Source organism: Agrobacterium sp. InxBP2, from assembly GCF_026191755.1.
Taxonomy (GTDB): Bacteria; Pseudomonadota; Alphaproteobacteria; order Rhizobiales; family Rhizobiaceae; genus Agrobacterium; species Agrobacterium pusense.
Genome location: NZ_JAINDY010000034.1, coordinates 400241 through 424028, shown reverse-complemented (window position 1 = coordinate 424028; position 23788 = coordinate 400241). Strand labels below are relative to the sequence as shown.

General features: G+C 58.9%; 23 protein-coding genes and 1 tRNA gene. 12 read left to right on the top strand and 12 right to left on the bottom strand.

Annotation, left to right across the window (positions count from 1 at the left end; all coding sequences use genetic code 11):
- Nucleotides 1–26: 26 nt before the first annotated feature.
- From K7A42_RS23825 to K7A42_RS23800, 6 genes are read left to right on the top strand one after another with little or no spacing between them, the layout of a single operon-like run.
- Nucleotides 27–320 (top strand): hypothetical protein, encoded by a 294-nt coding sequence (locus tag K7A42_RS23825; protein ID WP_282455985.1) that lies wholly within the window; start codon nt 27–29, stop codon nt 318–320.
- A complete protein-coding gene (locus K7A42_RS23820) occupies nt 311–661 on the top strand; it encodes a hypothetical protein (RefSeq protein WP_282455984.1) in 351 nt (116 codons plus the stop codon). The genes K7A42_RS23825 and K7A42_RS23820 overlap by 10 nt, the downstream gene beginning before the upstream one ends.
- A 7-nt stretch (nt 662–668) precedes the next feature.
- Complete coding sequence (gene dnaN / locus K7A42_RS23815) at nt 669–1802, top strand: DNA polymerase III subunit beta (protein WP_282455983.1); 1134 nt, start codon at nt 669–671, stop codon at nt 1800–1802.
- Nucleotides 1802–2389 (top strand): hypothetical protein, encoded by a 588-nt coding sequence (locus K7A42_RS23810; RefSeq protein ID WP_282455982.1) that lies wholly within the window; start codon nt 1802–1804, stop codon nt 2387–2389. Before dnaN ends, K7A42_RS23810 begins: the two co-directional genes overlap by 1 nt.
- Complete coding sequence (locus K7A42_RS23805) at nt 2386–2931, top strand: hypothetical protein (RefSeq protein ID WP_282455981.1); 546 nt, start codon at nt 2386–2388, stop codon at nt 2929–2931. Before K7A42_RS23810 ends, K7A42_RS23805 begins: the two co-directional genes overlap by 4 nt.
- A complete protein-coding gene (locus K7A42_RS23800) occupies nt 2931–3506 on the top strand; it encodes a VVA0879 family protein (RefSeq protein WP_282455980.1) in 576 nt (191 codons plus the stop codon). Before K7A42_RS23805 ends, K7A42_RS23800 begins: the two co-directional genes overlap by 1 nt.
- Nucleotides 3507–4031: 525 nt before the next feature.
- Here the strand turns inward: K7A42_RS23800 and K7A42_RS23795 are convergent.
- Nucleotides 4032–4358, bottom strand: coding sequence for a trypco2 family protein (locus K7A42_RS23795; RefSeq protein WP_282455979.1), 327 nt, complete (start codon nt 4356–4358; stop codon nt 4032–4034).
- A 353-nt stretch (nt 4359–4711) separates the two neighbouring features.
- Between K7A42_RS23795 and K7A42_RS23790 the strand changes: the two genes are divergently transcribed.
- Nucleotides 4712–5785: a tyrosine-type recombinase/integrase gene (locus tag K7A42_RS23790; RefSeq protein WP_282456035.1), complete on the top strand. Its 1074-nt coding sequence runs from the start codon at nt 4712–4714 to the stop codon at nt 5783–5785.
- Between the two features lie 83 nt (nt 5786–5868).
- Here K7A42_RS23790 and K7A42_RS23785 read toward each other — a convergent pair.
- Nucleotides 5869–5944, bottom strand: a tRNA-Thr gene (locus tag K7A42_RS23785).
- Between the two features lie 212 nt (nt 5945–6156).
- On the opposite strand from K7A42_RS23785, the gene K7A42_RS23780 reads away from it, so the two are divergent.
- Nucleotides 6157–7896, top strand: coding sequence for a sensor domain-containing diguanylate cyclase (locus K7A42_RS23780; RefSeq protein WP_004442688.1), 1740 nt, complete (start codon nt 6157–6159; stop codon nt 7894–7896).
- Between the two features lie 29 nt (nt 7897–7925).
- On the opposite strand, the gene K7A42_RS23775 is transcribed toward K7A42_RS23780, so the two are convergent.
- From K7A42_RS23775 to K7A42_RS23755, 5 genes are all read right to left on the bottom strand, one after another.
- On the bottom strand, nt 7926–9035 hold the full coding sequence (locus K7A42_RS23775; RefSeq protein ID WP_004442690.1) for an endonuclease/exonuclease/phosphatase family protein: 1110 nt from the start codon (nt 9033–9035) through the stop codon (nt 7926–7928).
- A 75-nt stretch (nt 9036–9110) separates the two neighbouring features.
- Complete coding sequence (locus K7A42_RS23770) at nt 9111–10139, bottom strand: ABC transporter ATP-binding protein (protein ID WP_022556551.1); 1029 nt, start codon at nt 10137–10139, stop codon at nt 9111–9113.
- Nucleotides 10127–11821, bottom strand: coding sequence for an ABC transporter permease (locus K7A42_RS23765; protein ID WP_045531856.1), 1695 nt, complete (start codon nt 11819–11821; stop codon nt 10127–10129). Before K7A42_RS23765 ends, K7A42_RS23770 begins: the two co-directional genes overlap by 13 nt.
- 9 nt (nt 11822–11830) lie before the next feature.
- Entirely contained in the window at nt 11831–12814 is a 984-nt protein-coding gene (locus K7A42_RS23760) for an ABC transporter substrate-binding protein (protein WP_282455978.1), read from the bottom strand.
- A 334-nt stretch (nt 12815–13148) separates the two neighbouring features.
- Nucleotides 13149–14393, bottom strand: coding sequence for a PLP-dependent aminotransferase family protein (locus K7A42_RS23755; protein ID WP_004442697.1), 1245 nt, complete (start codon nt 14391–14393; stop codon nt 13149–13151).
- A 272-nt stretch (nt 14394–14665) separates the two neighbouring features.
- Between K7A42_RS23755 and K7A42_RS23750 the strand changes: the two genes are divergently transcribed.
- Nucleotides 14666–15118, top strand: a complete 453-nt coding sequence (locus tag K7A42_RS23750; protein ID WP_022556554.1) for an RbsD/FucU family protein — start codon at nt 14666–14668, stop codon at nt 15116–15118.
- Between the two features lie 108 nt (nt 15119–15226).
- On the top strand, nt 15227–16258 hold the full coding sequence (locus tag K7A42_RS23745) for an endonuclease/exonuclease/phosphatase family protein (protein ID WP_282455977.1): 1032 nt from the start codon (nt 15227–15229) through the stop codon (nt 16256–16258).
- A 68-nt stretch (nt 16259–16326) separates the two neighbouring features.
- Here K7A42_RS23745 and ilvC read toward each other — a convergent pair whose 3' ends face one another.
- The 3 genes from ilvC to K7A42_RS23730 all read right to left on the bottom strand — a co-directional run bounded on the left by ilvC (nt 16327) and on the right by K7A42_RS23730 (nt 19349).
- Nucleotides 16327–17346 (bottom strand): ketol-acid reductoisomerase, encoded by a 1020-nt coding sequence (gene ilvC, locus K7A42_RS23740; protein WP_003495030.1) that lies wholly within the window; start codon nt 17344–17346, stop codon nt 16327–16329.
- A 49-nt stretch (nt 17347–17395) separates the two neighbouring features.
- Nucleotides 17396–18049, bottom strand: a complete 654-nt coding sequence (locus K7A42_RS23735) for a TetR/AcrR family transcriptional regulator (RefSeq protein WP_004442706.1) — start codon at nt 18047–18049, stop codon at nt 17396–17398.
- 394 nt (nt 18050–18443) lie between these two features.
- Nucleotides 18444–19349 (bottom strand): AraC family transcriptional regulator, encoded by a 906-nt coding sequence (locus tag K7A42_RS23730; protein ID WP_004442707.1) that lies wholly within the window; start codon nt 19347–19349, stop codon nt 18444–18446.
- 189 nt (nt 19350–19538) lie between these two features.
- Between K7A42_RS23730 and K7A42_RS23725 the strand changes: the two genes are divergently transcribed.
- Nucleotides 19539–20585, top strand: coding sequence for an NAD(P)-dependent alcohol dehydrogenase (locus K7A42_RS23725; RefSeq protein WP_004442709.1), 1047 nt, complete (start codon nt 19539–19541; stop codon nt 20583–20585).
- 69 nt (nt 20586–20654) lie between these two features.
- On the opposite strand, the gene K7A42_RS23720 is transcribed toward K7A42_RS23725, so the two are convergent.
- Together K7A42_RS23720 and K7A42_RS23715 are read right to left on the bottom strand one after the other, a co-directional pair.
- Entirely contained in the window at nt 20655–21920 is a 1266-nt protein-coding gene (locus K7A42_RS23720; protein ID WP_077987460.1) for an NAD(P)/FAD-dependent oxidoreductase, read from the bottom strand.
- 174 nt (nt 21921–22094) lie between these two features.
- Nucleotides 22095–22850 (bottom strand): pyridoxine 5'-phosphate synthase, encoded by a 756-nt coding sequence (locus K7A42_RS23715; RefSeq protein WP_282455976.1) that lies wholly within the window; start codon nt 22848–22850, stop codon nt 22095–22097.
- 234 nt (nt 22851–23084) lie between these two features.
- On the opposite strand from K7A42_RS23715, the gene K7A42_RS23710 reads away from it, so the two are divergent.
- On the top strand, nt 23085–23783 hold the full coding sequence (locus tag K7A42_RS23710; RefSeq protein ID WP_072494615.1) for a MerR family transcriptional regulator: 699 nt from the start codon (nt 23085–23087) through the stop codon (nt 23781–23783).
- The last annotated feature ends 5 nt before the right edge of the window (nt 23784–23788 follow it).

Here is a 23788-nt window from a genome sequence, read left to right as displayed (position 1 = left end):
TGGCCTCGCAGTCGGAGGCTTTTGACATGCGGCACACCGACAAGCGCGGTCCCAGCAAGTTGCCATCGCCCATCATGCTTGCGCGCTGTGCCCAGCGCGGTATGGGGCGCACCCAGATTGCCGACCATTACGGCGCCAGCGTTGGCCGCGTCACGACGCGATGCAGGGAGCTTGGCATCACGGCGCCGCTCTACGGCAAGACCTGGAATGAAGCCAAGTTCGATTTCAAGACCGTCGTCGTCCGCCGCTTCGGCAGCAGCATTACGCTGCCTTGCCCCAGCATCTACGCGAAAATAGTGGAGAGTCGCCAATGTATGTAAATCAGGAAGTCACACTCGATTTCGCCAACGACAACAACGATGATCGTGTGCTTGCGTGGCTGAAAGAGCATCGTCTGGACGCCAACAGCCTGTCGGATCTGACTTTCAATACAAAAGTCCAGGTCGAAATCGGCGACTTGGACGAAGACGACATCGTTGACGCCTACGACAAGCTGAACAAACTCGACAACAGCGATCTGTATCACGTCGGGCAGGCCTATCGGCGCATGGCAGAAGGCAACGTTGATGAGGCGATGGAGATCCTGTCGCGCCATTTCGATCTCGCCCCCCCCCACCACGAGCGCGCCATTGCCGACCTCATCACCGGAAAACGGAACTGAGGGCGACATGAGCAAAGACCCCATCCATTTCCGTGCCCATCGATCCGAGCTTCTGGCGGCCTTGTCGGCTGTCACCGAAGCCGTTCCAGCCAAGGATAACATTCCGATCCTCGAAAACGTGCTGCTGCAGCCAGACGGCGAACGTCTCCTGTTGCGCGGCACCAACCTTGATCTTGAAATCGAGACGCGATGCGAGTTGCTGGAAGCATCTGCCGGCGAAGGCCTCACCATTGCAGCCGACGAGTTTTACCGGATCGTGAAGAACATGCCGGAGTCGGCAGAGATTACGGTCAAGCCGGGGCAGTTTCCCGGCCAGGTCACAGTGAGCGGCGGCCGGTCGCGTTTCAACATGCATACCCTGCCCGCTTCCGACTTTCCGTCCATCGGCTCGGATCGGCCGCCTTTGGCGTTTGCGGTGCAGGCCAGCGTTCTGACAGACGCGTTCGGTCGAGTTGCCTATGCGATGAACACGACGATGAAAGATAGACCGTATCTATCAGGAACCTTCGTCGAGGGACTGGAAAGCGGGAAGCTTGCGATCTGCGCCACGGATGGCTTGAAGATGGCGGTTTCGCGTATCTCACCGAACGAGTTGAACGCCTTCGATCCGCCTATCGTCCCGATCAAGACGGTTCAGGCAATCCGCAAGCTGTTCGGCCACAGCAAGGCCGCTTGCTCGTTCTTCATCAACGACCGCAAGATCGTCGTCGAGTGCGAGGACATCATTCTCGTTTCAAAACTGGTCGACGGCCAGTTTCCCGACTATCGCCGCATCATTCCCGCGCGCAGCGACGTCTTTCTGCGCGCTGACCGTGCTGCCGTCAGCAAGGCGATCACTCGCGTGAGCGTCATTGCCGGAGACATCAGCAAGTCTTCCGTCCGTCTCGATATCCAGAGCGGCCTCATGCAGATCGAGCTGGTGGCGCGTGACGGGCAAAACGCATCGGAGCCGGTTGACATCGAATACGATGGCGACAGCCATCTTCGGGGTTTCAATCCGACGTTTGTCAACGAAACCCTGTCCAGTATCTCCACCACATCCTTTTGCCTCCACGGCACGGACCCCGCCGCGCCGGGACATTTCACGCCGGATGGCGACGCCGACGAAGATTACATCGTCATGCCTATGAGGGTTTCCTGATGACTGAGCTTGCAGCACCTGTCCACCGCATCATCGGTCCGACTATCCTTCTCGGATCTGGCACGTATTTTGACTTCGACAATCCGGAAGCCGCAGAGCTGACGATTGAGGATGTGGCTTACAGCCTATCCTTCCAGTCCCGCTTCACCGGTCATTGCGTAAGCCGTCGCACAGGCAAGCGCGTCTATTACCCGATCTCGCAGCATTGCGTCATCATGGCTGGCCATGCCGACCCAGGTCACAAGCTTGCCGCCTTGCTGCACGAGGTCGGTGAAGCGACATGCGGCGATATGAATGCGCCGCTCAAATCGCAATGCCACGATTACAAGCGGATCGAGAAGCGGTGTGAAAGTGCTGGCCTCTCGCACTTCGGTATTTTTGTTCGCGATCCGGCTTACATCAAGCATCTTGACCTACGGATGCTGGCCACAGAACAGCGCGACCTGATGCCAACCCGTGGCGAAAAGTGGGGCATGCTAAGCGGAATCCAGCCGTTCGAACCGGAGATCTTCCCGTGGCAGGATCCGCACGGCGCCGCCGAAGCCTTCCTTGAGACTTACTATGCACTGCGGAGGGCGGGCGAATGACGAAATCTCATTTGCATCGCAGGAGAGCTGCGCGCCAAACAGGTTACGATGAAGGGCTGGCCGCAGGAGAGGCCGAGCGGAACAACCTGAAAGGTAAGTACCAGTCGATTGTCGCGCTTCTCGACGCCGCCCGCAGTCGCATCCAAGAGATCTTTGATCACCTTGATGACGAGGGTGACCGCGTCTATCTCGGTAACACGAACCATCGTGACTGGCTGCGCGACATGCTCGATCATATGGATCGCTGGTCTTTCGACGCGATGCTGCCAAAGGGCGACATCAACAAGATGGAGACCGACCCTTACGCAGAAATTCGCACACAGCGTGCACGCGCAGAGGCGGCAGAGGCCGAGCTGAAGCAATTCATCTCCAAGCGAGAGAGCCTAAACGTTGATCACCTGGCTGCGCGGATTGTGACCGCCGCCTGCGAGATCGACGGTCCAGCCGATCCGGGCGCCGAAGATACGATCTCAATCACAATGAAAGATTTGGAAGCAGTCGTGCACCGCCATGTCACGGTAGCCCTGGAGGCGCACCTCTAATGGAAACAATCAAACTCGACGAATTTCGCCGCCGGCTCAAGGCCCAAGGCGCATCGGACCGCAAACACGCGGCCTTTAAATGCCCCATGTGCAAAACAGTGCAATCCATCACCAGCTTCACGCGGGCAGGTATCGACGCGGAAATGGCAGAAAGGTATGTCGGTTTTTCATGCGTTGGCCGCGTAATGGGCGGAGAGAGCCCGCGCGAGCAGCCGGACGGGAGGCCGTGCAACTGGACGCTAGGTGGCTTTCTCCAGTTACATGAGCTGGAAGTGATCGACAACGAAGGCAAGTCACACCCCTACTTCGAGGTCGCCACCCCAGAAGAAGCACAGGCGCTTGAAGCTACCATCGCAGGCGCGCTTTCCCCTGCAGTTACTGGCCAGACGGAAATAGAACCCGACGTAACAGCTGCCGATTTGGGAGTGAACGCCGAACCAGACGACAGCGATACCTGCCCTGGCTGTGGCGGTACCGGCCGCATAGGTCCGTTCTTCCCCGGCGGACTATCAACGATCTGCGGCAACTGCACCAACCCATCGCCGCAGACGAATGCGAGGGGATGCTCCGAATGAAATCATGTCTCCTCACCGACATCGCCAATCTGGTCAGGATCATATGGTCGCGCCGGAACATCTCTACCGTCGTAGTGATGAAGGAGAAGATTTATCTGCCCCTCATCTCCGTAGAGCATCACGCCTGCTTGACTCACGTTCGGATTCGTCTCGACGCCATGAAGCATCGCAAGCGCGATCAACCTCGACCTCTCATCGACCAAATTCGGCCTTCCCCGCAAGTCAACGTATCTTGTAGCCATAGCCCCTACCTCGCAACGGTACTCCAATGAGCAATCGTAGCAACCGCCGTGAGGTGCGCAACCCAGTACTTTCGCTGCCAGCTGTGAAACGATTGGACGAGCTTCCGCCAGAGACCCGGCAATTAGTAGCCGACATTCTCGGCGACCTGGTCAAAGACGCCCGTGCGCGCGCTCAGCAATCATGGATCAAGAACAAAGGCCCGATGGCGGCTTACTGGAAGGCGGTCGGCGCATACGCTCACCACTTCCGCCGGGTATTCGCAGTCAGGAAAACCCGATGCGATTAGTAAACATTGAAACGCATAGGGATCGAAAACTTCACTCGGGACACTGTCTGGTCTTCAGCTGTGCCGCCGCCTGTCAATTTGAAGGCCATCACGTTGACGCCCCCGGATCCATCAACTTTTGTCGATGCTGTAACGGCGACATCGAACTCAACGACCGAGTAGAGTGCGCCGTTGTTGTCTTGCATGAGGCCAGGCCCGAGCTTGTCGATCCGATTCCGCATGTTGCTCGCGATACCACTCGCATCGTCGCCAGTGTCGCGCGCTTCTTTCACTCCATCGATAATTTCAATGAACGTCGCTTTGATGAAGTCTTTCAGTTCCATTTGCACCCCCGGCTTCAGCACAAAGTTGCAGATGGGCGTCGGGATTGCAAGCAGTCTCCGTTGGCGCAAGGGTCTACCGCTGTGCCCATCTATAAAACCCCATCCCCGCAAAAGAGGGCGGAGGGAAACCGATGAATCTCAGTGAAGCCAAGGGAACCTACCGAGAAGCAAATAAGCTTCTGTCTCCGCCCTGTGGAAACAATGTGGACAACACTCCATGAGCAGAGCCCGCACTTACACAAAATCCGAAATTGCGGATGCTGCATCAGCTGCAGCAGCACACAACGTCCGGGTCATCATGCACCCGTCAGGCGAGATTGAATTCGCCCCCAAGAGTTTCGCTGTTGTCGATCGTGAAGATGATGCCGGCGAGAAGGCTTGGAGGGACTGGGAAAATGGAAGGAAAGCTGGTGGGCGTGCACGAGGTTAAAGCCAAACTCGCTGATGGCTCGACGGTCACGTACTACTATGCATGGCGCGGTAAAGGGGCGCCGCGCATGACTTCGAAGCCCGGCACTAAAGCTTTCACTGCCGAGTTTATCCGGCTGACAAAGGACCGAGAAAAGTTCACCTATCAGGGAACGGTCGGATCTTTGATCGCCGACTTCCGAGCCACTGCGAAATACAAGAAGCTCGCGGTCACTACCCGGAAAGACTACGAGCGCATGTTTGGCGTGATCGAAAACAAGTTCCGGGATCTGCGGCTTGAGGCCGTAGAGGCCCGTGGAAGCCGGAAACGCTTTATCGAGTGGCGAGACACCATGAAGGACGCTCCTCGCTCCGCTGACATGCATCTGGGGCTGCTGGCGCGCGTGTTCGCGTGGGCAAAGGATAACGAAATCATCCTCCGCAACCCTCTAGAGCGCGTCGAGCATCTTCACGAGGGCACCAGGCGCGATTGCGTCTGGACTATGGACCAGATCAATACCGTGCTGACTAAAGCTGCGCCGCACATCAGAAACGTGGCCTGCATTGCCCTCTGGACCATGCAGCGGCAGACTGACATCCTTACGATGCCCATGATCGCGTTCGATGGACAGCGCGTCTCGATTAAGCAGGGAAAGACTGGTGCGCGCGTGCGCATTACAGCCGCCCCTGCAATCCTGCCGATATTGCAGGACGCCAAAGACAGCGGCCGCCAGCGCGTCCTGGTGAACTCCTTCGGCCAGAACTGGACGGCCAGTGGCTTCAAGTCATCCTGGCGCAAAGAGATGGCGCGACTGAAGATCAAGGGCGTTACGTTCCACGACTTGCGAGGTACGGCTATTACCTACGCATACGCGCACCTGAATCGCTCGCATGAGGACAAGGTCCAGCTAATTGCGGAGATCTCTGGCCATTCTCGGGAGGAAGCTGAAGGAATTATTCGGCGTCATTATCTTGCTGGACAGGAGGTCATTGACGCCATCAGCAAGGGAACGCGTTAGCAACAAATTGTAAAACGCGTGACAGGCTGTAAAATGGATGCTGTTGAAATTTCGCGTAAATAGTTGATTTCAAAGCGAAAAACTGGTGCCCCCGGCAGGGTTCGAACCCGCGACCCCCTGATTACAAATCAGGTGCTCTACCAACTGAGCTACAAGGGCAATCCAGTGCCTTGCCAACTATCAGATTCTGACCGGGTGTAAAGCGAAAACTGATCACGCAGCACGGGCGGCGCGCTTTTCCACACCATGCCCGCAGGCCGGGCGGCAGGATCGTCAAGACGGCAAAAGCGCAGCAATATAAGCGAAGTATTTACGCGGCGCGGCTAAAATGGTGATGAATTATACCCGATTGAGTGAGAACAACGCATCAAATGCGCGCAAGCATACAGAAAATTCAGCTAACGGGCACGATCGTCATCGCCGCGAGCTCCATCCTGCTGGCCACACTTGCCGCGCTGCCAAGCGTTTCCAACTATCTGCGTTACCGTACCAACGCGGCGCAGCTCACCCGCTTCGAAACCGCTCTCCAGTCTGCATGGCTGGTTTCGGCGGAGCGCGGTCCCGCGAACAATGTGATGGGCGCATCCACCGCTGAACAGGATTTGGTCGCAGCTCTCGCTGCCGCGCGCAAGGCAACGGACGACAAGCTGTCGGAACTGGAAGCTTCCTTCGCCGACGACATCAGGACCCAGCCGGAGCTGGCGAAATCGCTGGCCGAGACCCGCGAGAAACTCGCGCAGTCCCGCAACGCGGTGGATCAGGTAGCCGCCCTGCCGTTGTCGGCACGCAGCCACACGGCCATGTCGGGCGCCATATCATCGATGTTCAAGGCCGCCGACAGTGTCAATCTGCTGCGTGGCAAGGCAGCGCGTGCCATCATCAAGGTGACGCCCGATGTGGCGATAGACATCGCGATGACGGGCACCGCCGGTGTCATGCGGGACAGGATCGGCCGCCTCGGCTCCTATGTGATCATGGGTTTGCGGGCAAACAGACAGGAAAAGCTGGGTTATCGCGCCAAGTTCGATGCGGAGATGCAGAGCCTGCTATCACTGAAGGCATCGTTGACCAACTACACCGCCGCCTATCTTTCCACGCCGCGACTGGACAGGGCATTCCGCGATCTCGAAACCTATTATTTCGGACAGGCGCTGCGCTACGCGCAGAATACGATCGTGATCGCCATGCCGTCCGCCCAGCCGAGCGTGCTTGAATTTTCCAGGAACTATATTTCGGGGATGCGTTCATCCGATACGTTGCGCGATCTCATTCTGGCCGAGACACGCGCGCGACTCGAAAAGAAGCAGCAGGAAGCCCTGATCTACGGCGCCACATCGCTTTTTCTCGCAGGTATTGCGGTTCTGGTCCTGCTGCGGCTCACATCTGTCTACAAAACAGCGCTGTTCCGGCCCATGCAATCCGTTCAGGCACAGATTGCGGCCATCGCCGCGGGCGATCTTTCAGAGGCGCAGCATGAGGACAGGGTTGCCCCGGAGGTGAAGAAGATGTTCCAGGAACTCGACTTCCTGCGGGAGCAGCTTCGCCAGAAGGGCGAAATGGAGAACCAGCAGCGCGCGCTGGCCGAACAGTTACGCGCACTTTCCGAGACGGATGCGCTGACGGGCGTGTTCAACCGACGGGCGCTCGAAAAGGCCGTTCGTTCCCTGTTGACGGGCGAGGACCAGTGTCAGTCGCTCGGCGTGATGATCGTCGACATCGACCATTTCAAATCGATCAATGACCGTTATGGCCATGCCATGGGTGACATTGCACTTCAAAAGACCGCGGCTTTGTTGCGGGGCGCATTGCGCAAGAACGACATTCTTGCCCGCTATGGCGGCGAAGAATTCGTCGTGGTGCTGCAGGATGTCAGCCATGCCACGGCAACGGCAACGGCCGACCGCCTCCGCCGCCTGATCGAAGCTCAGATCGTGGATGAACAAAGTGGATTGTCGCTGACGGCGAGCTTTGGCGTCGTCTGGCAGGAAGCGCGCGCGGTCAACAGCTGGGACGAGTTGATCGCGATTGCCGATGACCGGCTTTATGAAGCCAAGCGCGCAGGTCGCAACCGGGTCTGGGCCACCTATTTCCCGAAAGCCGCCAACGGTTAGAAGCCACCGGTTTCCGACCGCCGGCGACGTCAGATCAGGTCCAGCGTCATCACGACAGGGCAATGATCGGAAGCCTTGGGGCGGTCCCAGCCAGTGCGCGGATAACGCTCCACCTCCTGCCCCGGCGGAAAGATGGTGCGATAAGGCTGGCCGGCGCGGACGATTTCGGGAACCCGCGTCGCGTTGCTTTCGGCCAGGCGCGGAGAAAGCCAGATGTAATCAAGCTGGCACAAATGCTGCTCCTGTGGGCCCCGCGAATGATAGAGCGTCCAGCGGTCCATGACATCGCGACGCAGCATCGGATTGATGACGAAATCGTCGGCAGTGAAGACATCGAGCGCACTTCTTGCCTCTTCGACGGGCGTGAAGCTGTAGCCATTGCGCCTGTCACCGGCAATCGCGACGCGTTCCTGATAGTCGTTCATGTCGCCGCAGATCGCGAAATTCTTGTTGCGCGTATTGCCCGCACCCCAGCGATTTTCGATGATGCGGCGCACAGCCATGGCTTCCGCCTCGCGGATCGGCATGGTGCCGAGCCGGGCGTCCAATGCTTCGCGGGCATTGGTCATGGACTTGAAATGCGTGACGTAAAGCGTCAGCGGCTTGCCGCCGATCCTCAGATCGATTTCAAGGCAATCCCGTTTGAATATCTTGTCATCGATCTGGTTGGTCGCGGCAAGTGCCGGATTGAAGAGATCGAGATTACGATAGGTCAGCGCCGCATGGCTCTTGATGTCGACCACCTCGATTTTCTCGCCATCCCGCGTCTCCTCGCGCATGACGACCGCGACATCGATACCGCGGCTGTCATTGCCCTCGACCAGATATTTCTGCAGATAGCCATTGCCGACCATGCGATAGAGATAGCCGTATTCGAAGGCCTGCAGGGCCGCCATGTTGTCGACTTCCTGCAGGCAGAGAATATCGGCATCCGCGTCGGCGATGGCGAGCGCCGAAAGCTGGCGCGTATCGTCGGTGGATGAGACCATCCGCGCACTTTCAAGGGCCTGATAGGTCGCCTCGTCCCTGATATCAAAAAGCTGGATCGCCCTGTCGCGTCGCGTCTGGTTGCGAAAGCCGGTGAAATCGAAACGGGTGAGAAGATTTTCGATATTGAAGGTGGCAAGCCGAAGCGACATGAATCATTCCTATTGCTGCGATCCCAGCTTAGCCGGTGTCGCTTCGCCTTTCCAGCGTTCGGCAGTGCGTGCGCTCTAAAGCCGCCACCCGCTGCGAATGGCAACCGGAAGCCTGTCACCTACAGCTGCGGCTTCACGCGAATAGGCCCTGACCGCCTGCCCATCCGGCAGGTCAAGACGAAGGGCATAACGCTCGCCCTCGTACAGAACCGAGGTGACGGTGCAGGCAATGCCTTCCGCATCCCGCACCACATCTTGCGGCCTCACAAGCACGTCGGCCCGCGATGCTCCCGCGCCTCTCTCCATCGCCGCCCGAAGTGCGGACCAGTCGAGATCGCGCGATGCCCCTTCCGGCAGTGGGAGGCTGAGGATCGTCCCCTGCCCGACCAGCGACCCGACCAGCCTGCCCTCCGGCCGCGCGTAAAGCTCCGCAGGCGCCGCGACCTGAAGCAGCTTGCCGTGCGACATGACGGCGACATCGGTTGCCAGCGCCATGGCTTCCGCCTGATCGTGAGTGACATAAATCATCGTCGCGCCGGAACGGGCATGGAAATCCCGAAATGTCTCTTCCATTTCCTGCCGCAGATGCCGGTCGAGGTTGGCGAGCGGTTCATCGAGCAATACGACGTCAGGCTCGGTGACGAGGCAGCGGGCGAGCGCAACACGCTGCCGCTGGCCACCGGAAAGTTCGGCGGGACGGCGATCCGCGAAGCTCTCAAGTCGGACGGCGGCAAGCGCCTGACGCACCCTCTCGCGGTATTTTTCGCCCGTAATACCGCGCACCTTCAAAGGGTAGCCGGCATTGTCGGCAACCGACATGTGCGGCCACAGCGCATAGGACTGGAACACCATTGCCATGTTGCGCCGCTCCGGCGCCACCATGCTGCCGGCATCGGCCAGCACCCGCTCGCCGAGCAGGATGGAACCATCCGTCGGCTGTTCGAACCCGGCAACCATGCGCAGCACTGTGGTCTTGCCGCAGCCGGAGGGTCCGAGCAGCGCCAGAAAGCCGCCTTCCCGCACAGTGAGAGAAACATCGTCCACGGCCGGTTTCGAACCGGCACCGAAGCTCTTCGACAGGCGGTTAAGGATCAGTTTCGCCAAGGCACAACTCCTTTTGGCAGATAGCGCCCCAGAATTTCGAGCAGCAGCATGAGGAAAATCACCATGATGACGACAAGCACCGATAGCGCCGAGGCGAGATCGAAGCTGCCGCTGTCATCGAGGTTGTAGATGAGCACGCCGAGCGTCTGTGTGCCGGCAGACCAAAGGAGCGCCGAAACCGTCAGCTCGTTGCAGGCGATCAGAAACACGAGGATGACGGAAGCCCCTGCCGCGGGCCCGACCAGCGGCAGGATAATATCCTTGAGCCGTCGCCAGAAACCCGCGCCCGACAGCCTTGCTGCCTCTTCCAGCGATGGATCGAATTGCAGGAAAGCGCTGACCATTGGTTTCAGGCTGACCGCGAAGAAAGAGGAGAAATAGGCAAGCAGAATGATCCAGATCGTGCCGTAAAGCGTAATGCCGAGCAATGGAATGGGAGCGGCGAAAAGCAGCACGAAAGAGACGGAAATCACCACCCCCGGCAGCGCATAGGGAATATCCACCAGCGCCGAAAGCAGGAACATGAACCGGCTTTTGCCACGCACGAGGAAATAAGCCGTCAGCACTGTCACCGCCAGGAGACACAAGGATGTCGCCGTCGCCAGAAACAGCGAATTGCGGAACGCCGTGCGGGTTACGCTCTGCCGATAGAGCAACTCTTCATAGGCATGCAGCGTCGCGGTCTTGAGGCTGAGCGGCACCCCATAGGCAGGCGCGAGCGAGCTTGCCACCAGCGCCGTCAGCGGCGCCACCAGCATGAAGAACAGCACGAGCCATAGGGCAAGCTCCGCCGCCACCCGCCACAGCCCAAGCCGGAAGGTCGCCGCCTTGCCTGAAAGGCCGATGATGCGATAGTCCCTCCCCTTCATCGCCCGTTCCTGCAGCGCAAGCCCGGCGACGGAAATGATGGCGATCATGGTCGAGAGAATGGCGATATCGCCGAATGTGCTTGTGCCGAAACTGGCAAAACGGCTGTAGATGAGCGTCGGCAGGGTAAAGATCGAAGCGGGTATGCCGAGGATCGCCGGAATGCCGAAATTGCCGACGTTGGAGACGAAGGAGATCGCCGCACCGGCGATCAGTCCAGGCGTGGAAAGCGGCAGGATGATATCGCACAAAACGCGCCGTGGTGAAGCCCCCGAAAGCTTGGCGGCCTCAATGCCGTCCTGCGGTAAGGCGAGTAGCCCGGCGCGCAGCGACAGATAGACGAGCGGCGCGTGCTGCACACCGAGCAAGAGTGCGATGCCAGCGATGGAATAAAGCGGCTGCGGCGAACCCATCGCCGGCGCAAGGCCGGTGGCCTTCAGCAGCGTACTCGACGGGCCGGTCATGCCGATCCACGACAGCGCCGTCACCTGCGGCGGGATCATCATCGGCAGCATGAACAGGAAGCTTAAGATCGACTTGCCGCGGATGTCGCAGAGCGTCAGGGCAAGCGCGAAAGCGCCGCCGATTCCGAGTGAAATCAGCATGCCTGAAAACGAGGTGGAGAGCGTGTTCAGCGCCGCATCCCAGAGCGCCGGATCGGCCAGAAGTCGCCATATATCACCATTCAGTGACGAAACGACGCCGGTATAGGCGAGGCGTCCGAGCGGCAGCGCGCTCAGCGCAAAAACAACACTCACCACAAAAGGAAACAGCCAGCGCGGCTGGCTGTTTCCATAAGCCTTGGAACGGGTCATTCCGACTTATCAGCCCTTGGAACCGAAAATATCGGAGAAGGTCTTGAGATCCTGTTCGGAATTCTTCAGTGCATCGGCAGCGCTGAGCGGCAGAACCTTGATCTTGTCGCGGGCCGGGAAACCTTCCGGCATGCCGGCATCGGCACGGACAGGGATGTAACCGAGCTTGACGAAGCCCTGCTGGCCCTTTTCCGAAAGCACGTAATCGACAAACTTCTTGGCCGCTTCCTCGTGCTTGGTGCCCTTGATGATCGCGACCGGCTCGGTGACAGCAGAAACGCCCTCTTCCGGAAAGACGAATTCGACCGGTGCGCCCTTGGCCTTTTCACGGATCGGCATGTAATCGACCACCACGCCGTAAGCCTTTTCGCCCGAAGCGACGGACTTCAGCACCGCGCCGTTGCCACCGCCGGCAATGGCTTCATTGGCCTTCAGCTGCTTGTAGTAATCCCAGCCGAGGCCATTTGCGGCGGCAAGCGTCTGCGCGTGGATCAGTGCGGCACCCGACGTCAGCGGGCTCGGCATGGTCACGAGACCCTTGGCTTCCGCCTTCGCCAGATCTTTCCAGCTCGTCGGCTTCATCGCGGCGGCCGTATTGTACATTATGCCTGTCGTGATGAGCTTCGTGGAGTAATAGAAGCCGTCTGCATCATAGAGCGTGGCATCGATATTCTTGGCTTCGGGAGACTTGTGGGCGAGCAGCTGACCGGCCTGCTTCATGCGCTCCAGCGTCACGGTATCGGCGATCAGAAGCACGTCGGCAACCGGATTGCCGGCGCTGATTTCCGCCATCAGCTTGGCCATGATTTTCGGCGTTCCGTCACGCACCCATTCGACGTCGAGACCGGGATTGGCAGCCTTGAACCCGTCAACGGTCGCCTGCGCGTCCTCATTCGGCTGGCTGGTATAAAGCACCAGATCGGCGGCATTGGCAGCAGTGGCGATGAAGCCAAGCGATACGACGGCGGTGAAAGCGGAGAGCAGCGTTTTCATGGATCCAGTCCCTGTTGTTCGGTGGGACCGCTAAAACATGATTGCATAACATGTATGTGACAGGCAGGATTTTAGTGGTGTGATCTGTTGGGGCCAGCGGGATTGAGGGGAACAGTGCCTCTTGGTGTTTGCGGCTCACCCCCCTCTGCCCTGCCGGGCATCTCCCCCTCAAGGGGGAGATCGGCAAGAGGCGTTGACAGCACTTCATTTTCAACTGTTGCGATAGGCGATATCTTAACCGCGAGTCGATCTCCCCCCTTGAGGGGGAGATGTCCGGCAGGACAGAGGGGGGTGAAGCCACAACCCCCGTCGCCGCCGAAAAACCTCGCAACCCTCAAATCGCCGGAACTACCTCAGCCGTTTCCGCCTGAGCCGTCGCAATCAACCGCCCGAGGCGCTTCATGCCTTCCTCGATCATCGCCTCGTTGGCGCAGGAGAAGCTGATGCGCAGCGTGTTCGTGCCCGAACCATCCGCAAAGAAAGCACGGCCGGGAACGAAAGCGACCTTTTCCGTGGCGATGGATTTGGCAAGCAGCGCCGCCCCATCCATGCCCTCAGGCAGCGTCACCCAGATGAACATGCCGCCTTCCGGCTTCGTCCAGCTGGTCGTCTTCGGCATGTACTTCTCAAGCGCCGCCAGCATCGCATCGCGGCGTGCGCTATAGGCTGCCTTGATCTTGGCCACCTGCTTGTCGAAGCCGCGCGAGGCGACGCGTTCGATGGCGATCTGGTTGATCGTCGAGGAATGCAGGTCGGCGGCCTGCTTCATCAGCACCAGCTTGCGGATGACAGGGGCGGAAGCGACGATGTAACCGACGCGCAGACCCGGAGCGAGCGTCTTCGAGAAGCTGCCGCAATAGATGGTGCGGGTGTTTTCAATGCCGCCCGAACGGGCAATGTCGAGCGCCATGATCGGCGGAACGGCTTCGCCATCATAACGCAGCGACTGATAGGCCGCGTCTTCTATGACGGCGATATCAAGCTCGTCAGCAAGCTCCAGGAGCTTTTGCCGTCCGGCCAGATCGACGGTTTCGCCGGTCGGATTGGAAAAATCGGCCGATAGATAAGCGAACTTCACCGAACCACCGAGCTTGGCCGCGGTTTCGCGGTAAGCCTCGGGCGTGCGGTTACCGCCGGGGTTCAGCTGGTCATAGTTGGGCTCATAGGCATTGAATGCCGAGAGCGCGCCGAGATAGGTCGGCCAGGTGACCAGCGCCGTATCCTTTGGCGACAGGAACAGCTTGCCGAGATAATCGAGACCCTGCTGCGAACCGGAAACGATGAAGACGTTGTCGGCGGTGCATTCGATGCCGATCTTGTCCATTTCTCCCGCCAGCCATTCGCGCAGCGGCTTGTAACCTTCGCTGACGGAATATTGCAGCGCGGCGTTGACCTGCGCGCCGGAAAAAATCTCCGCGTAAGCCTGCTGAAACTCCTCTGCTGGAAAAAGAGCGGGGTCCGGAATACCGCCGGCAAAGGAAATGATGTCGGGCTGCTCGAGCAGCTTCAGCAGCTCGCGGATTTCAGACGCTTTCATGCGCGAAGAGCGCGTGGCGAAAATTTGTTCCCAATTGAGCATGGGTACGTTTCCTCTTGTGTCGTTTTTATGCGTGCATCTTTACAGAAATGTCGATACGTCAGCAATACTGACTTATCAGTTTTTCGAATTATTTCTGCCTCCCTGCACATTGCCCTTAACTGGTCTCAATCCAGGCCGATTTCGCGGACAAAGCCAAATACACCCTTGCGCAAAGCTTCACAATCACACCTTTGCGATTGACGCCACGGGGTTTTCCGGCTGGATTGCACGCGAGCCACGACACGGCGAAAGCATCATGGGAGTTTGAGGACATGCTGAAGAATATCGACCCGGCGCTGAATGCCGACGTTCTGCACGCGCTGCGCGCCATGGGTCACGGCGACACGCTGGTGATCTCGGACACCAATTTCCCCTCCGACTCTGTTGCCCGCCACACCACAGTCGGCAAGGTTCTTCACATCGACAACGTCTCCGCTGCCCGCGCAATGAAAGCGATCCTGTCCGTCCTGCCGCTCGATACCCCGCTGCAGCCCTCGGTCGGCCGCATGGAAGTGATGGGCGCGCCCGATCAACTGGAACCGGTGCAGGCCGAAGTGCAGAGGGAAATCGACGCGGCTGAAGGAAAGTCCGCCCCCATGTACGGCATTGAACGCTTTGCCTTCTACGAAAAAGCCAAGCAGGCCTATTGCGTCATCACGACGGGCGAGACGCGGTTTTACGGCTGCTTTCTGCTGACGAAGGGCGTCATCCCGCCGGGCAAGTAAGATCGCACGACAAGATGGGTCGGGTATCTCACCCGTCATGACAATTTCAAGTTGTTGTGGCAAAAACTTCCCCTGGGTTCGCAAAACCAACCGGATGGGTGAGGTATCATGACACGATATGTCCTGGCATTCTGGAATGTCGAAAACCTGTTTGCGCCGGAGGGTTATCCGGCGCGTGAGCCGTGGATTGCCGAGCGGCTGAAGAACGATCTGAAAGGCTGGACCGAAGACCTGTTCAAAACCAAGATCAAACAGCTCGGCCTGATCATAAGTCAGATCGGCGGCGCGGGACCGGATCTGCTGGGTGTCTGCGAAGTCGAGAACCGTTTTGTGCTGGAGACGCTGGCGGAACATCTGAACGATCTCATGCCCACGCGAGCCTATCGCGTCGTGCACGCCGATTCCAGCAAGGACCAGCGCGGCATCGACACCGCCTTCATCTACGACAGCAAAAAACTACTGATCAACGAGAACGAGATTTTCAGCCATTTCGTCATGCGCCGCACCGGCACGCGCGACATTACCCAGTGCACCTTCATCACCAAGGGAGGCCGCCAGCTTATCGCGCTTTCCAATCACTGGCCGTCGCGATCCGGCGGCGCAGTGGAAAGCGCCGGTTTTCGCATGACCGCCGGTGAGACGCTGGGTTATTGGCACCAGCGCATCAGGGAAGAAAAAGGAAACAACATCGCCGTCATCGCTTTCGGCGACTTCAATGACGATCCTTCCGATGCTTCGCTACGCTACCACGCCAATTCCACCCGCGAGCGCGACGATGTCGAAAACTCGCAATCGGCCATGTTCTACAATCTTGCCTGGAACTACCTGCGCCAGCCGGTGATGGATTCCGTCGGTTCAGCGCGAACGATTTATGGCACGCTCTACTTTAACGGCGATGCCAATATCTTCGACCAGATTCTCGTCTCCAGATCACTTCTTGTCGGCAGCAACGGTTTCAAGGTGCGGGAAGAAACCGCAAAAGTCGAAGCCATCGCCGCCATGGTCAGTCACAGCAAGAACGAGGGGCCTATCCGCTTCGGCCTGTCGAAGGGCGACGCGGTCAAAAATGTCAATCTCGGCGGTTTTTCCGATCACTTTCCCGTTTCCGTTATCGTCGAGGAAGACGACGCCATCATGTGAGGGCACATCGAAAACGAAAGGCCGGAGCTTTCGCCCCGGCCTCCAAAATTTTCATCAAGCAATGAAGCTTAGTTGACGGCCTTGTCGACCAGCTTGTTCTTGCCGATCCAGGGCATCATGCCGCGGAGCTTGGCGCCGACTTCTTCAATCTGGTGGCTGTCGTTGTTGCGACGGATACCCTTGAAGCGAGCGCCGCCGGCTTTCCATTCCTGCATCCACTCGGAGGTGAACTTGCCGGTCTGGATGTCGTGCAGGACGCGCTTCATTTCAGCCTTGGTGTCGGCAGTGATGATGCGCGGACCGGTGACGTATTCGCCCCATTCTGCGGTGTTGGAGATCGAGTAGTTCATGTTGGCGATGCCGCCTTCATAGATCAGGTCAACGATCAGCTTCACTTCGTGCAGGCACTCGAAATAGGCCATTTCCGGAGCGTAACCGGCTTCGACCAGAGTTTCGAAACCAGCGCGGATCAGTTCGACGAGACCGCCGCAGAGAACGACCTGTTCGCCGAAGAGGTCGGTTTCGCACTCTTCCTTGAAATTGGTCTCGATGATGCCCGAACGGCCGCCGCCAACGCCGCAGGCGTAGGAGAGAGCGAGTTCAAGGGCGTTGCCCGAAGCGTTCTGGTGAACGGCAACGAGGCAGGGAACGCCGCCGCCCTTCTGGTATTCGCCGCGAACCGTATGGCCAGGGCCCTTCGGTGCGATCATGACGACGTCGAGCGATGCCTTCGGCTCGATGAGGCCGAAGTGAACATTGAGGCCGTGTGCGAAAGCAATCGCTGCGCCATCACGGATGTTGCCGGCAATGTCGGCCTTGTAGATGTCGGCCTGCAGTTCGTCAGGCGTTGCCATCATCAGCAGGTCGCCCCACTTGGCGGCTTCGGCAACGGTCATGACCTTGAAGCCATCGGCTTCGGCCTTCTTGACGGTCGGAGAACCGGCCTTGAGAGCGATGACGACGTTCTTGGCACCGGAATCCTTGAGGTTCAGCGCATGGGCGCGGCCCTGGGAGCCGTAACCGACGACGACGACATTCTTGGACTTGATGAGATTGAGATCGGCATCACGATCATAATAAACGCGCATTTTATGGTCCTTCCCTAATGCTTGTCTCTCAGTTGTCTGAACCGGAAGCTTAAGCGACCTTGCCGCCCAGTTCCGAATGTACCTTTTCCGTGCCGTAGAGGGTCAGGAAGGCAATGACCGCCTTCTTCGCCCGGGCAGAAAAATCCTTGTCCGGCGCCTCGCCCAGCAGCATGCGCACATGCAGATCCGAGACGATAAGGCCGTAAAAACTGCGATATGCCTCTTCGGCATCATCGAAACGCAGGTAACCGGAACGGCGACCTGCCTCGATCAGCCCACGGGCGCGGCGGTCGATCTGGCGACGACCACGTTCCAGCAGCAGATCACCGAGCTTCGATCCATCCCGGCTCGCCTGCCCTATCGCCAAACGGTTAAGCGCCAATGACACGTCGCCTGCCAGCACATCCAGCAGATCATGGGCGAAAACCTCGAGGTGATCGGCAAGCTGCGGTGCGGAAACGCGGTCACCCGCCTTTTCGAAGGTGCGGACCTTGCTCTGCTGAAAGGTGATCATCGCCGCCAGCAGGCCATCGCGATCACCGAACCACTTGTAAAGGCTTTCCTTGGAACAGTTGGCGGCGCGCGCCAGTCCCGATGTGGTCAGCGCTTTCTCGCCGCCTTCGACCAATAGACGCAATGCCTGGTCCAGAACGGCGTTCTGGCGCGGCGAAAATTCCTGCGCTGTGATCGGGTCGGAAGCCAAGTCTTTCCACTCCAAGGGGCTCGATTGATGTACCGTACGGTACGGTTCGAGCGCCATTTAAGCGGAGGCGGCGTTGCGGTCAAGCGGATTCTTTAGAGGGGGATGAGAATTGACGCGGTGCGGCGTGGGATGAATAGCACGCGGGGTACGTCTTCAGGCGGTTGTGTGTGGTAGCGGGTCGTCGGTGGGTGTGGCTTACCCCCCTCTGCCTTGCCGGGCATCTCCCCTCAAGGGGGAGATCGACAAGATGCACTATCGCCACTTCATTCTCTAACGTCGAGATGGGCAAAACCTTGCCGCATATCTATCTCCCCACCTGTGGGGGAGATGCCCGGCAGGGCAGAGGGGGTAAGCCACACCCACCGACGACCCGCTACGAATGCACAGCCCCAATCTACCCCGCCGCAATCTCGCGCGATGCATCGACGTCCCGTGACGGCGACAGCCCGTAAAAGCGGCTATATTCGCGGCTAAACTGCGAAGGGCTCTGATAACCGACGCGATGGCCCGCGGTGCCGGCATCCAGTCGCTCCAGCAGCATGAGCCGCCGCGCCTCATGCAGGCGAAGCTGCTTCTGGTACTGGACCGGCGTCATGGCCGTGATCGTCTTGAAATGATGATGGAAGGACGACACGCTCATGCCGATGTGATCTGCAAGGTCTTCGACGCGCAGCTGGCGTGCGAAATTCTCGCGCAGCCATGCGATGGCGCGGGCGATGCGGTTGCCGTGACTTCCAGCGGCAATGATGTTCATCAGCTGCCCGCCGGCCGGTCCGGTCAAAATGCGATAGAGGATTTCCTGTTCGATCAGCGGCGCCACGGCGGCAATGTCTGCGGGACGATCGAGCAGGCGCAGCAGGCGGATGGCTGCATCGAGAAGTTCCGGCGTGGCTGTGTTGACCACGATGCCGCGCTGCGCATTCGTCGGCTCCACCGGTGGATCGATAGGAACACGCCGCATGAGATCGAGCAGCTTTTCACTGTCGATGGCAAGCGAGATGCAGAAATGCGGCACTTCCCTGCTCGCCTCCACCACCCGCCACGCAACCGGCAGATCAAGCGATGTCAGGAGATAATCGCCGGCACCGTAGTTGATGGTGTCCGTCCCCAATTGGACGCTTTTCGATCCCTGGATAACCATGGCGAGACAAGGGCGATAACTGCCGTGGCAGGGAGCGCTCGGAGTCGTACGCCGGCTGATGCCAAGGGAGCCGATTGCCGTCTGCACCTCGCCGTCGCTGGTGGCATGCCGCGCGGCGATGGAAGCAATTTCCTGATAGACATTGAACGACAAGGACATAGGGGAAATCCCTTGACTGACGGAAGAGGTGTGTTTGATGTCATCTATCTAGAAAGCCTCTCGGCCCGCGCAAAGAGCGCACCATCATATTTTTGCAGGATCGTGCAAAAAGCTAGGAGGATCGCTCTAACGCCCGTTCGTTCTTCCATTGCATATTCCGCCGTCCCCAACTCCCGAAAGGATATTCAGATGGCTATTGCAAGAGGTTACGCTGCGACAGATGCGTCGAAGCCGCTTACCCCGTTCACCTTCGAACGCCGCGAGCCGAATGATGACGACGTCGTCATCGATATCAAATATGCCGGTATCTGCCATTCCGACATTCATACCGTCCGCAACGAATGGAAGAACGCCGTCTACCCGATCGTTCCGGGCCACGAAATCGCCGGTGTCGTCCGTGCCGTTGGCTCCAAGGTCACCAGATTCAAGGTCGGTGATCATGTCGGCGTGGGCTGTTTTGTCGATTCCTGCGTCGGTTGCGCCACCCGCGATCTCGACAATGAACAGTACATGCCGGGTCTCGTGCAGACCTATAACTCCGTCGAACGCGACGGCAAGACCGCCACGCAGGGCGGTTACTCCGACCATATCGTCGTGCGGGAAGATTACGTCCTCTCCATTCCGGAAAACCTGCCGCTAGATGCCTCCGCTCCCCTGCTCTGCGCTGGTATCACGCTTTATTCGCCGCTTCAGCACTGGAATGCCGGCCCGGGCAAGAAGGTGGCTATCGTCGGCATGGGCGGTCTTGGCCACATGGGCGTGAAGATCGGTTCAGCCATGGGCGCGGATATCACCGTGCTTTCGCAGACACTCTCCAAGAAGGAAGACGGCCTTAAGCTTGGCGCGAAGGAATATTATGCCACCAGCGATGCCTCGACCTTCGAAAAGCTCGCCGGTACCTTCGACCTGATCCTGTGCACCGTTTCGGCGGAAATCGACTGGAATGCCTATCTCGGCCTGCTGAAGGTCAATGGCACCATGGTGCTTCTCGGTGTGCCTGAACATGCGATCCCCGTGCACGCTTTCTCGGTCATCCCCGGCCGCCGTTCTCTGGCTGGCTCTATGATCGGCTCCATCAAGGAAACCCAGGAGATGCTGGATTTCTGCGGCAAGCACGACATCGTGTCCGAAATCGAAAAGATCGACATCAAGGACGTCAACGAGGCTTATGAGCGCGTGCTGAAGAGCGACGTACGTTACCGCTTCGTCATCGACATGGCGTCGCTCGACGCCTGATGCGTCAGGAAACGGCGAAACAGGAAACGGCGGGAAGCCATGCTTCCCGCCGTTTCTTTGTCACTTGCCTCACGCCTCGTCCTTCAGCGTTTCTTTCTGGGTGATCAGCCGCGCGCTGTGCTGGCCACTCAAGTAAATCCAAAGCCAGCTCCACGCCACGGCCAGCCGCGAACGCGTTCCGATCAGGAAATAGATATGGGCAAGTCCCCATATCCACCATGCCAGCACGCCCTTGAGCTTGAACCGGCCAAAATCGATCACCGCCGCGCGTTTGCCGATCGTGGCAAGATTGCCCTGATGGCTGTAGCGGAAGGGTGAAGGAAACGGCTTGCCGTCAAGCCGCGCCTTGATGACCTTCGCGACGTAAGCGCCCTGCTGCTTTGCCGCAGGCGCAATACCCGGCACCGGCTTGCCGTTTTCCTGATTGACGGCGGCGGTATCGCCGATGACGAAGATATCGGGATCGTCTTCCAGATTAAGCTGTGGCCCCACAATGGCCCGCCCTGCCCTGTCGGCGGCGGCATTGAGCCATTTGGCCGCGGGAGAAGCCTGCACGCCGGCGGCCCAGACGACCGTACGGCATGGATAATGGGTCTCGCCCACCGTCACGCCATCGTCGCTGCAGGCCGTCACCGGCGTTCCGAGCAGAACCTCGACGCCAAGTTTCTCAAGCGCCTCCTTGGCATAGGCCGAAAGATCCTCCGTAAAGACCGGCAGCACGCGGGGACCAGCCTCGACGAGCAGCACGCGGGTCTTTCGGGTGTCAACGTTGCGGAATTCCGCCGGCAGCGCCTTATGGGCAAGCTCTGCAATCATGCCTGCCATTTCCACGCCGGTCGGGCCTGCCCCTATGATGACAAAGGTTAGCAGTGCCTGTCGTTCCTCTTCGCTGGTCGCGAGTTCGGCCCGTTCGAAAGCCAGAAGCAGGCGGCGGCGGATCGTTGTCGCATCCTCCAGCGTCTTGAGACCCGGCGCGGAACGCTCCCACTCATCGTGACCGAAATAGGCGTGGCGTGCGCCTGTAGCCAGCACCAAAGTGTCGAAGCGGATCGTTTCACCGGTGTTGAGATGCACGGTCCGGGCCGCCCGATCCACGCCGGTCACCTCGGCAAGCAGCGTCGTGACCTCCTTGCGATCGCGGTAGAGATGACGGATCGGCCACGCGATCTCGGATGTCGCCAGCGCAGTCGTCGCAACCTGATAAAGCAATGGCTGGAAAAGGTGATGATTGCGACGATCGATCAATGTGATGCGGACAGGGGCCCCCTCCAGCCCGTGTACCAGCTGCAAACCGCCGAAGCCTCCACCCACGACGACAACATGATGTTCTTGCATATGTCTCTGCCTTCAAAAGCCCGAGCATCGGTCCGGAAAGTGAATTCCGACTATCGGAAACGCCGATACTCAACCCAGAACCTAGTTCGGCGGGACCGGTTCCGACATATCTCCCGCCGCCCTCGCGCACGGAGCATGCGCAAGGCAGAACATAGGCGAAAAAATTGGCTTTGGTTATGAAATAGCCTGACCGCAGGCCTGCCGAAAACGCCGGACTGTTTCCGCCATGCCATATTCCAGGGCATCCGCCGTCAACCCGTGGCCGATTGAAACCTCGGCCAGATAAGGGATACGTTTCATCAGCTTTGGCAGGTTCGCGACGGTGAGATCATGGCCCGCATTGACGGCAAGTCCGAGCGCCGCAGCATGGTCCGCCGTCCGCCCAAGCGTCTCGACGAGCACATCGGCCTTGTGCGGATCGTCATAACAGCCGCCATAGGGCCCGGTATAAAGTTCGATACGCGCAGCGCCCGTCTCAGCCGCCAGTTCCACCGGCTCGCGTTCGCCGTCGCCATCTGCGAAAAGCGACACCCGCATGCCGCCCGATTTCAGCCGTCCGACGACCTGCTTCAGAAATTTCGCATGCTCGCGGAAATCCCAGCCATGATCGGAGGTTGCCTGCGACGGATCGTCAGGTACGAGTGTGACCTGTTCGGGCTGGGTCTTTTCGCACAAAAGGAGAAAATCCTCGCTCGGATATCCTTCAATGTTGAACTCCGCGGAGGGAAACCTGTCATCGATCAGCGCGCGCAGGGCCGGTAGATCCGAGAAGCGGATATGGCGCTGGTCAGGCCGCGGGTGTACAGTCAGCCCGCTTGCCCCCGCCTCCAGCGCAATATGCCCTAAATGCGCGACATCCGGCCATGGAAGATCGCGGCGGTTGCGTAACATGGCAATTGCGTTCAGATTGACAGAGAGTTTTGCGGGCATGGCATCGGGCTCCGGTTCGGAATTGACATCCTGTTTCACGCAGGTTGACGCCGACCGCAAGGAGGCTGATAAATTTTTTATCACACCGGGAACGAAAGTGCGCATGACACGTTCCGGTTTTGATGTAGCGTTTGGCATTATGTTTTTATCGAAAAACGGTCTGTTGCGGGGGAATAAGCAACAGACGCCTTTAAAAAGGCAGACACGCTGCCGGAGAGCGCGAAGGGGGAGACAATGCAGGATGGCCGGATGCCGTTCGAAAGTCACGGCGACGAGGACAAACCCAATCTAAGGGTCAACAGCTTTCTACCGGATATAAGCCTGCCCTCATCGCTGCCCGCGGAACCGGTTCCGATCGCCGACATGGCCAATATCTTCGGAGTGACCCACCGTACCCTGCATTTTTACGAAGAAAAGGCACTGCTGACATCTAAACGCATCGGACAGATGCGGGTCTATTCTCACCGCAACGTCCAGCGCATGGCCGTTATCAACGTTTGCCGCGAAGTCGGTATTTCCGTGGCTTCGATTACGGAGATCATGGAAAAACTTGTCCGTTCTCTCTCACAGGAAGAGGCAGACGATATATTTCGCGACGCACTAAGGCAGCGAAAGCGAGAGTTGACGGCGGAGCTTTCCACGCTCCAGCGCCAGGCCCAGCAGATCGAGGAACTGCTCGTCACCGATAGCGACGAAGATGGCGCGGACGCGGCCGAGCGGGGACAGGCAAACGACATCGCGCTAACCGATCCTGAACGAAAATGTCTCGAACTCATGGCGGAAGGATACGCCCCTGTCAGGCTCGCCCGCGCCCTTGGCCTTTCGGCAAACGAGCTTAACATCCTCGAAGCGAAGATTATCGGCAAGTTCAGCGCCAGCAACCGTTTTCAGGCGGTGGCCAAGGCGGTTCTGCTCGGCGTCATCCGCGCCTGATCAGG

Bases quoted from the DNA above. Each gene is read 5' to 3' on its own strand.
- K7A42_RS23825 (WP_282455985.1), top strand. From the start codon at position 27: ATGCGGCACACCGACAAGCGCGGTCCCAGCAAGTTGCCATCGCCCATC.
- K7A42_RS23730 (WP_004442707.1), bottom strand. From the start codon at position 19,349: ATGTCCTTGTCGTTCAATGTCTATCAGGAAATTGCTTCCATCGCCGCG.
- K7A42_RS23805 (WP_282455981.1), top strand. From the start codon at position 2,386: ATGACGAAATCTCATTTGCATCGCAGGAGAGCTGCGCGCCAAACAGGT.
- ilvC (WP_003495030.1), bottom strand. From the start codon at position 17,346: ATGCGCGTTTATTATGATCGTGATGCCGATCTCAATCTCATCAAGTCC.
- K7A42_RS23745 (WP_282455977.1), top strand. From the start codon at position 15,227: ATGACACGATATGTCCTGGCATTCTGGAATGTCGAAAACCTGTTTGCG.
- K7A42_RS23755 (WP_004442697.1), bottom strand. From the start codon at position 14,393: ATGCTCAATTGGGAACAAATTTTCGCCACGCGCTCTTCGCGCATGAAA.
- K7A42_RS23820 (WP_282455984.1), top strand. From the start codon at position 311: ATGTATGTAAATCAGGAAGTCACACTCGATTTCGCCAACGACAACAAC.
- K7A42_RS23775 (WP_004442690.1), bottom strand. From the start codon at position 9,035: ATGTCGCTTCGGCTTGCCACCTTCAATATCGAAAATCTTCTCACCCGT.
- dnaN (WP_282455983.1), top strand. From the start codon at position 669: ATGAGCAAAGACCCCATCCATTTCCGTGCCCATCGATCCGAGCTTCTG.
- K7A42_RS23720 (WP_077987460.1), bottom strand. From the start codon at position 21,920: ATGCAAGAACATCATGTTGTCGTCGTGGGTGGAGGCTTCGGCGGTTTG.
- K7A42_RS23715 (WP_282455976.1), bottom strand. From the start codon at position 22,850: ATGCCCGCAAAACTCTCTGTCAATCTGAACGCAATTGCCATGTTACGC.
- K7A42_RS23800 (WP_282455980.1), top strand. From the start codon at position 2,931: ATGGAAACAATCAAACTCGACGAATTTCGCCGCCGGCTCAAGGCCCAA.
- K7A42_RS23795 (WP_282455979.1), bottom strand. From the start codon at position 4,358: ATGGAACTGAAAGACTTCATCAAAGCGACGTTCATTGAAATTATCGAT.
- K7A42_RS23765 (WP_045531856.1), bottom strand. From the start codon at position 11,821: ATGACCCGTTCCAAGGCTTATGGAAACAGCCAGCCGCGCTGGCTGTTT.
- K7A42_RS23760 (WP_282455978.1), bottom strand. From the start codon at position 12,814: ATGAAAACGCTGCTCTCCGCTTTCACCGCCGTCGTATCGCTTGGCTTC.
- K7A42_RS23725 (WP_004442709.1), top strand. From the start codon at position 19,539: ATGGCTATTGCAAGAGGTTACGCTGCGACAGATGCGTCGAAGCCGCTT.
- K7A42_RS23780 (WP_004442688.1), top strand. From the start codon at position 6,157: ATGCGCGCAAGCATACAGAAAATTCAGCTAACGGGCACGATCGTCATC.
- K7A42_RS23750 (WP_022556554.1), top strand. From the start codon at position 14,666: ATGCTGAAGAATATCGACCCGGCGCTGAATGCCGACGTTCTGCACGCG.
- K7A42_RS23810 (WP_282455982.1), top strand. From the start codon at position 1,802: ATGACTGAGCTTGCAGCACCTGTCCACCGCATCATCGGTCCGACTATC.
- K7A42_RS23710 (WP_072494615.1), top strand. From the start codon at position 23,085: ATGCAGGATGGCCGGATGCCGTTCGAAAGTCACGGCGACGAGGACAAA.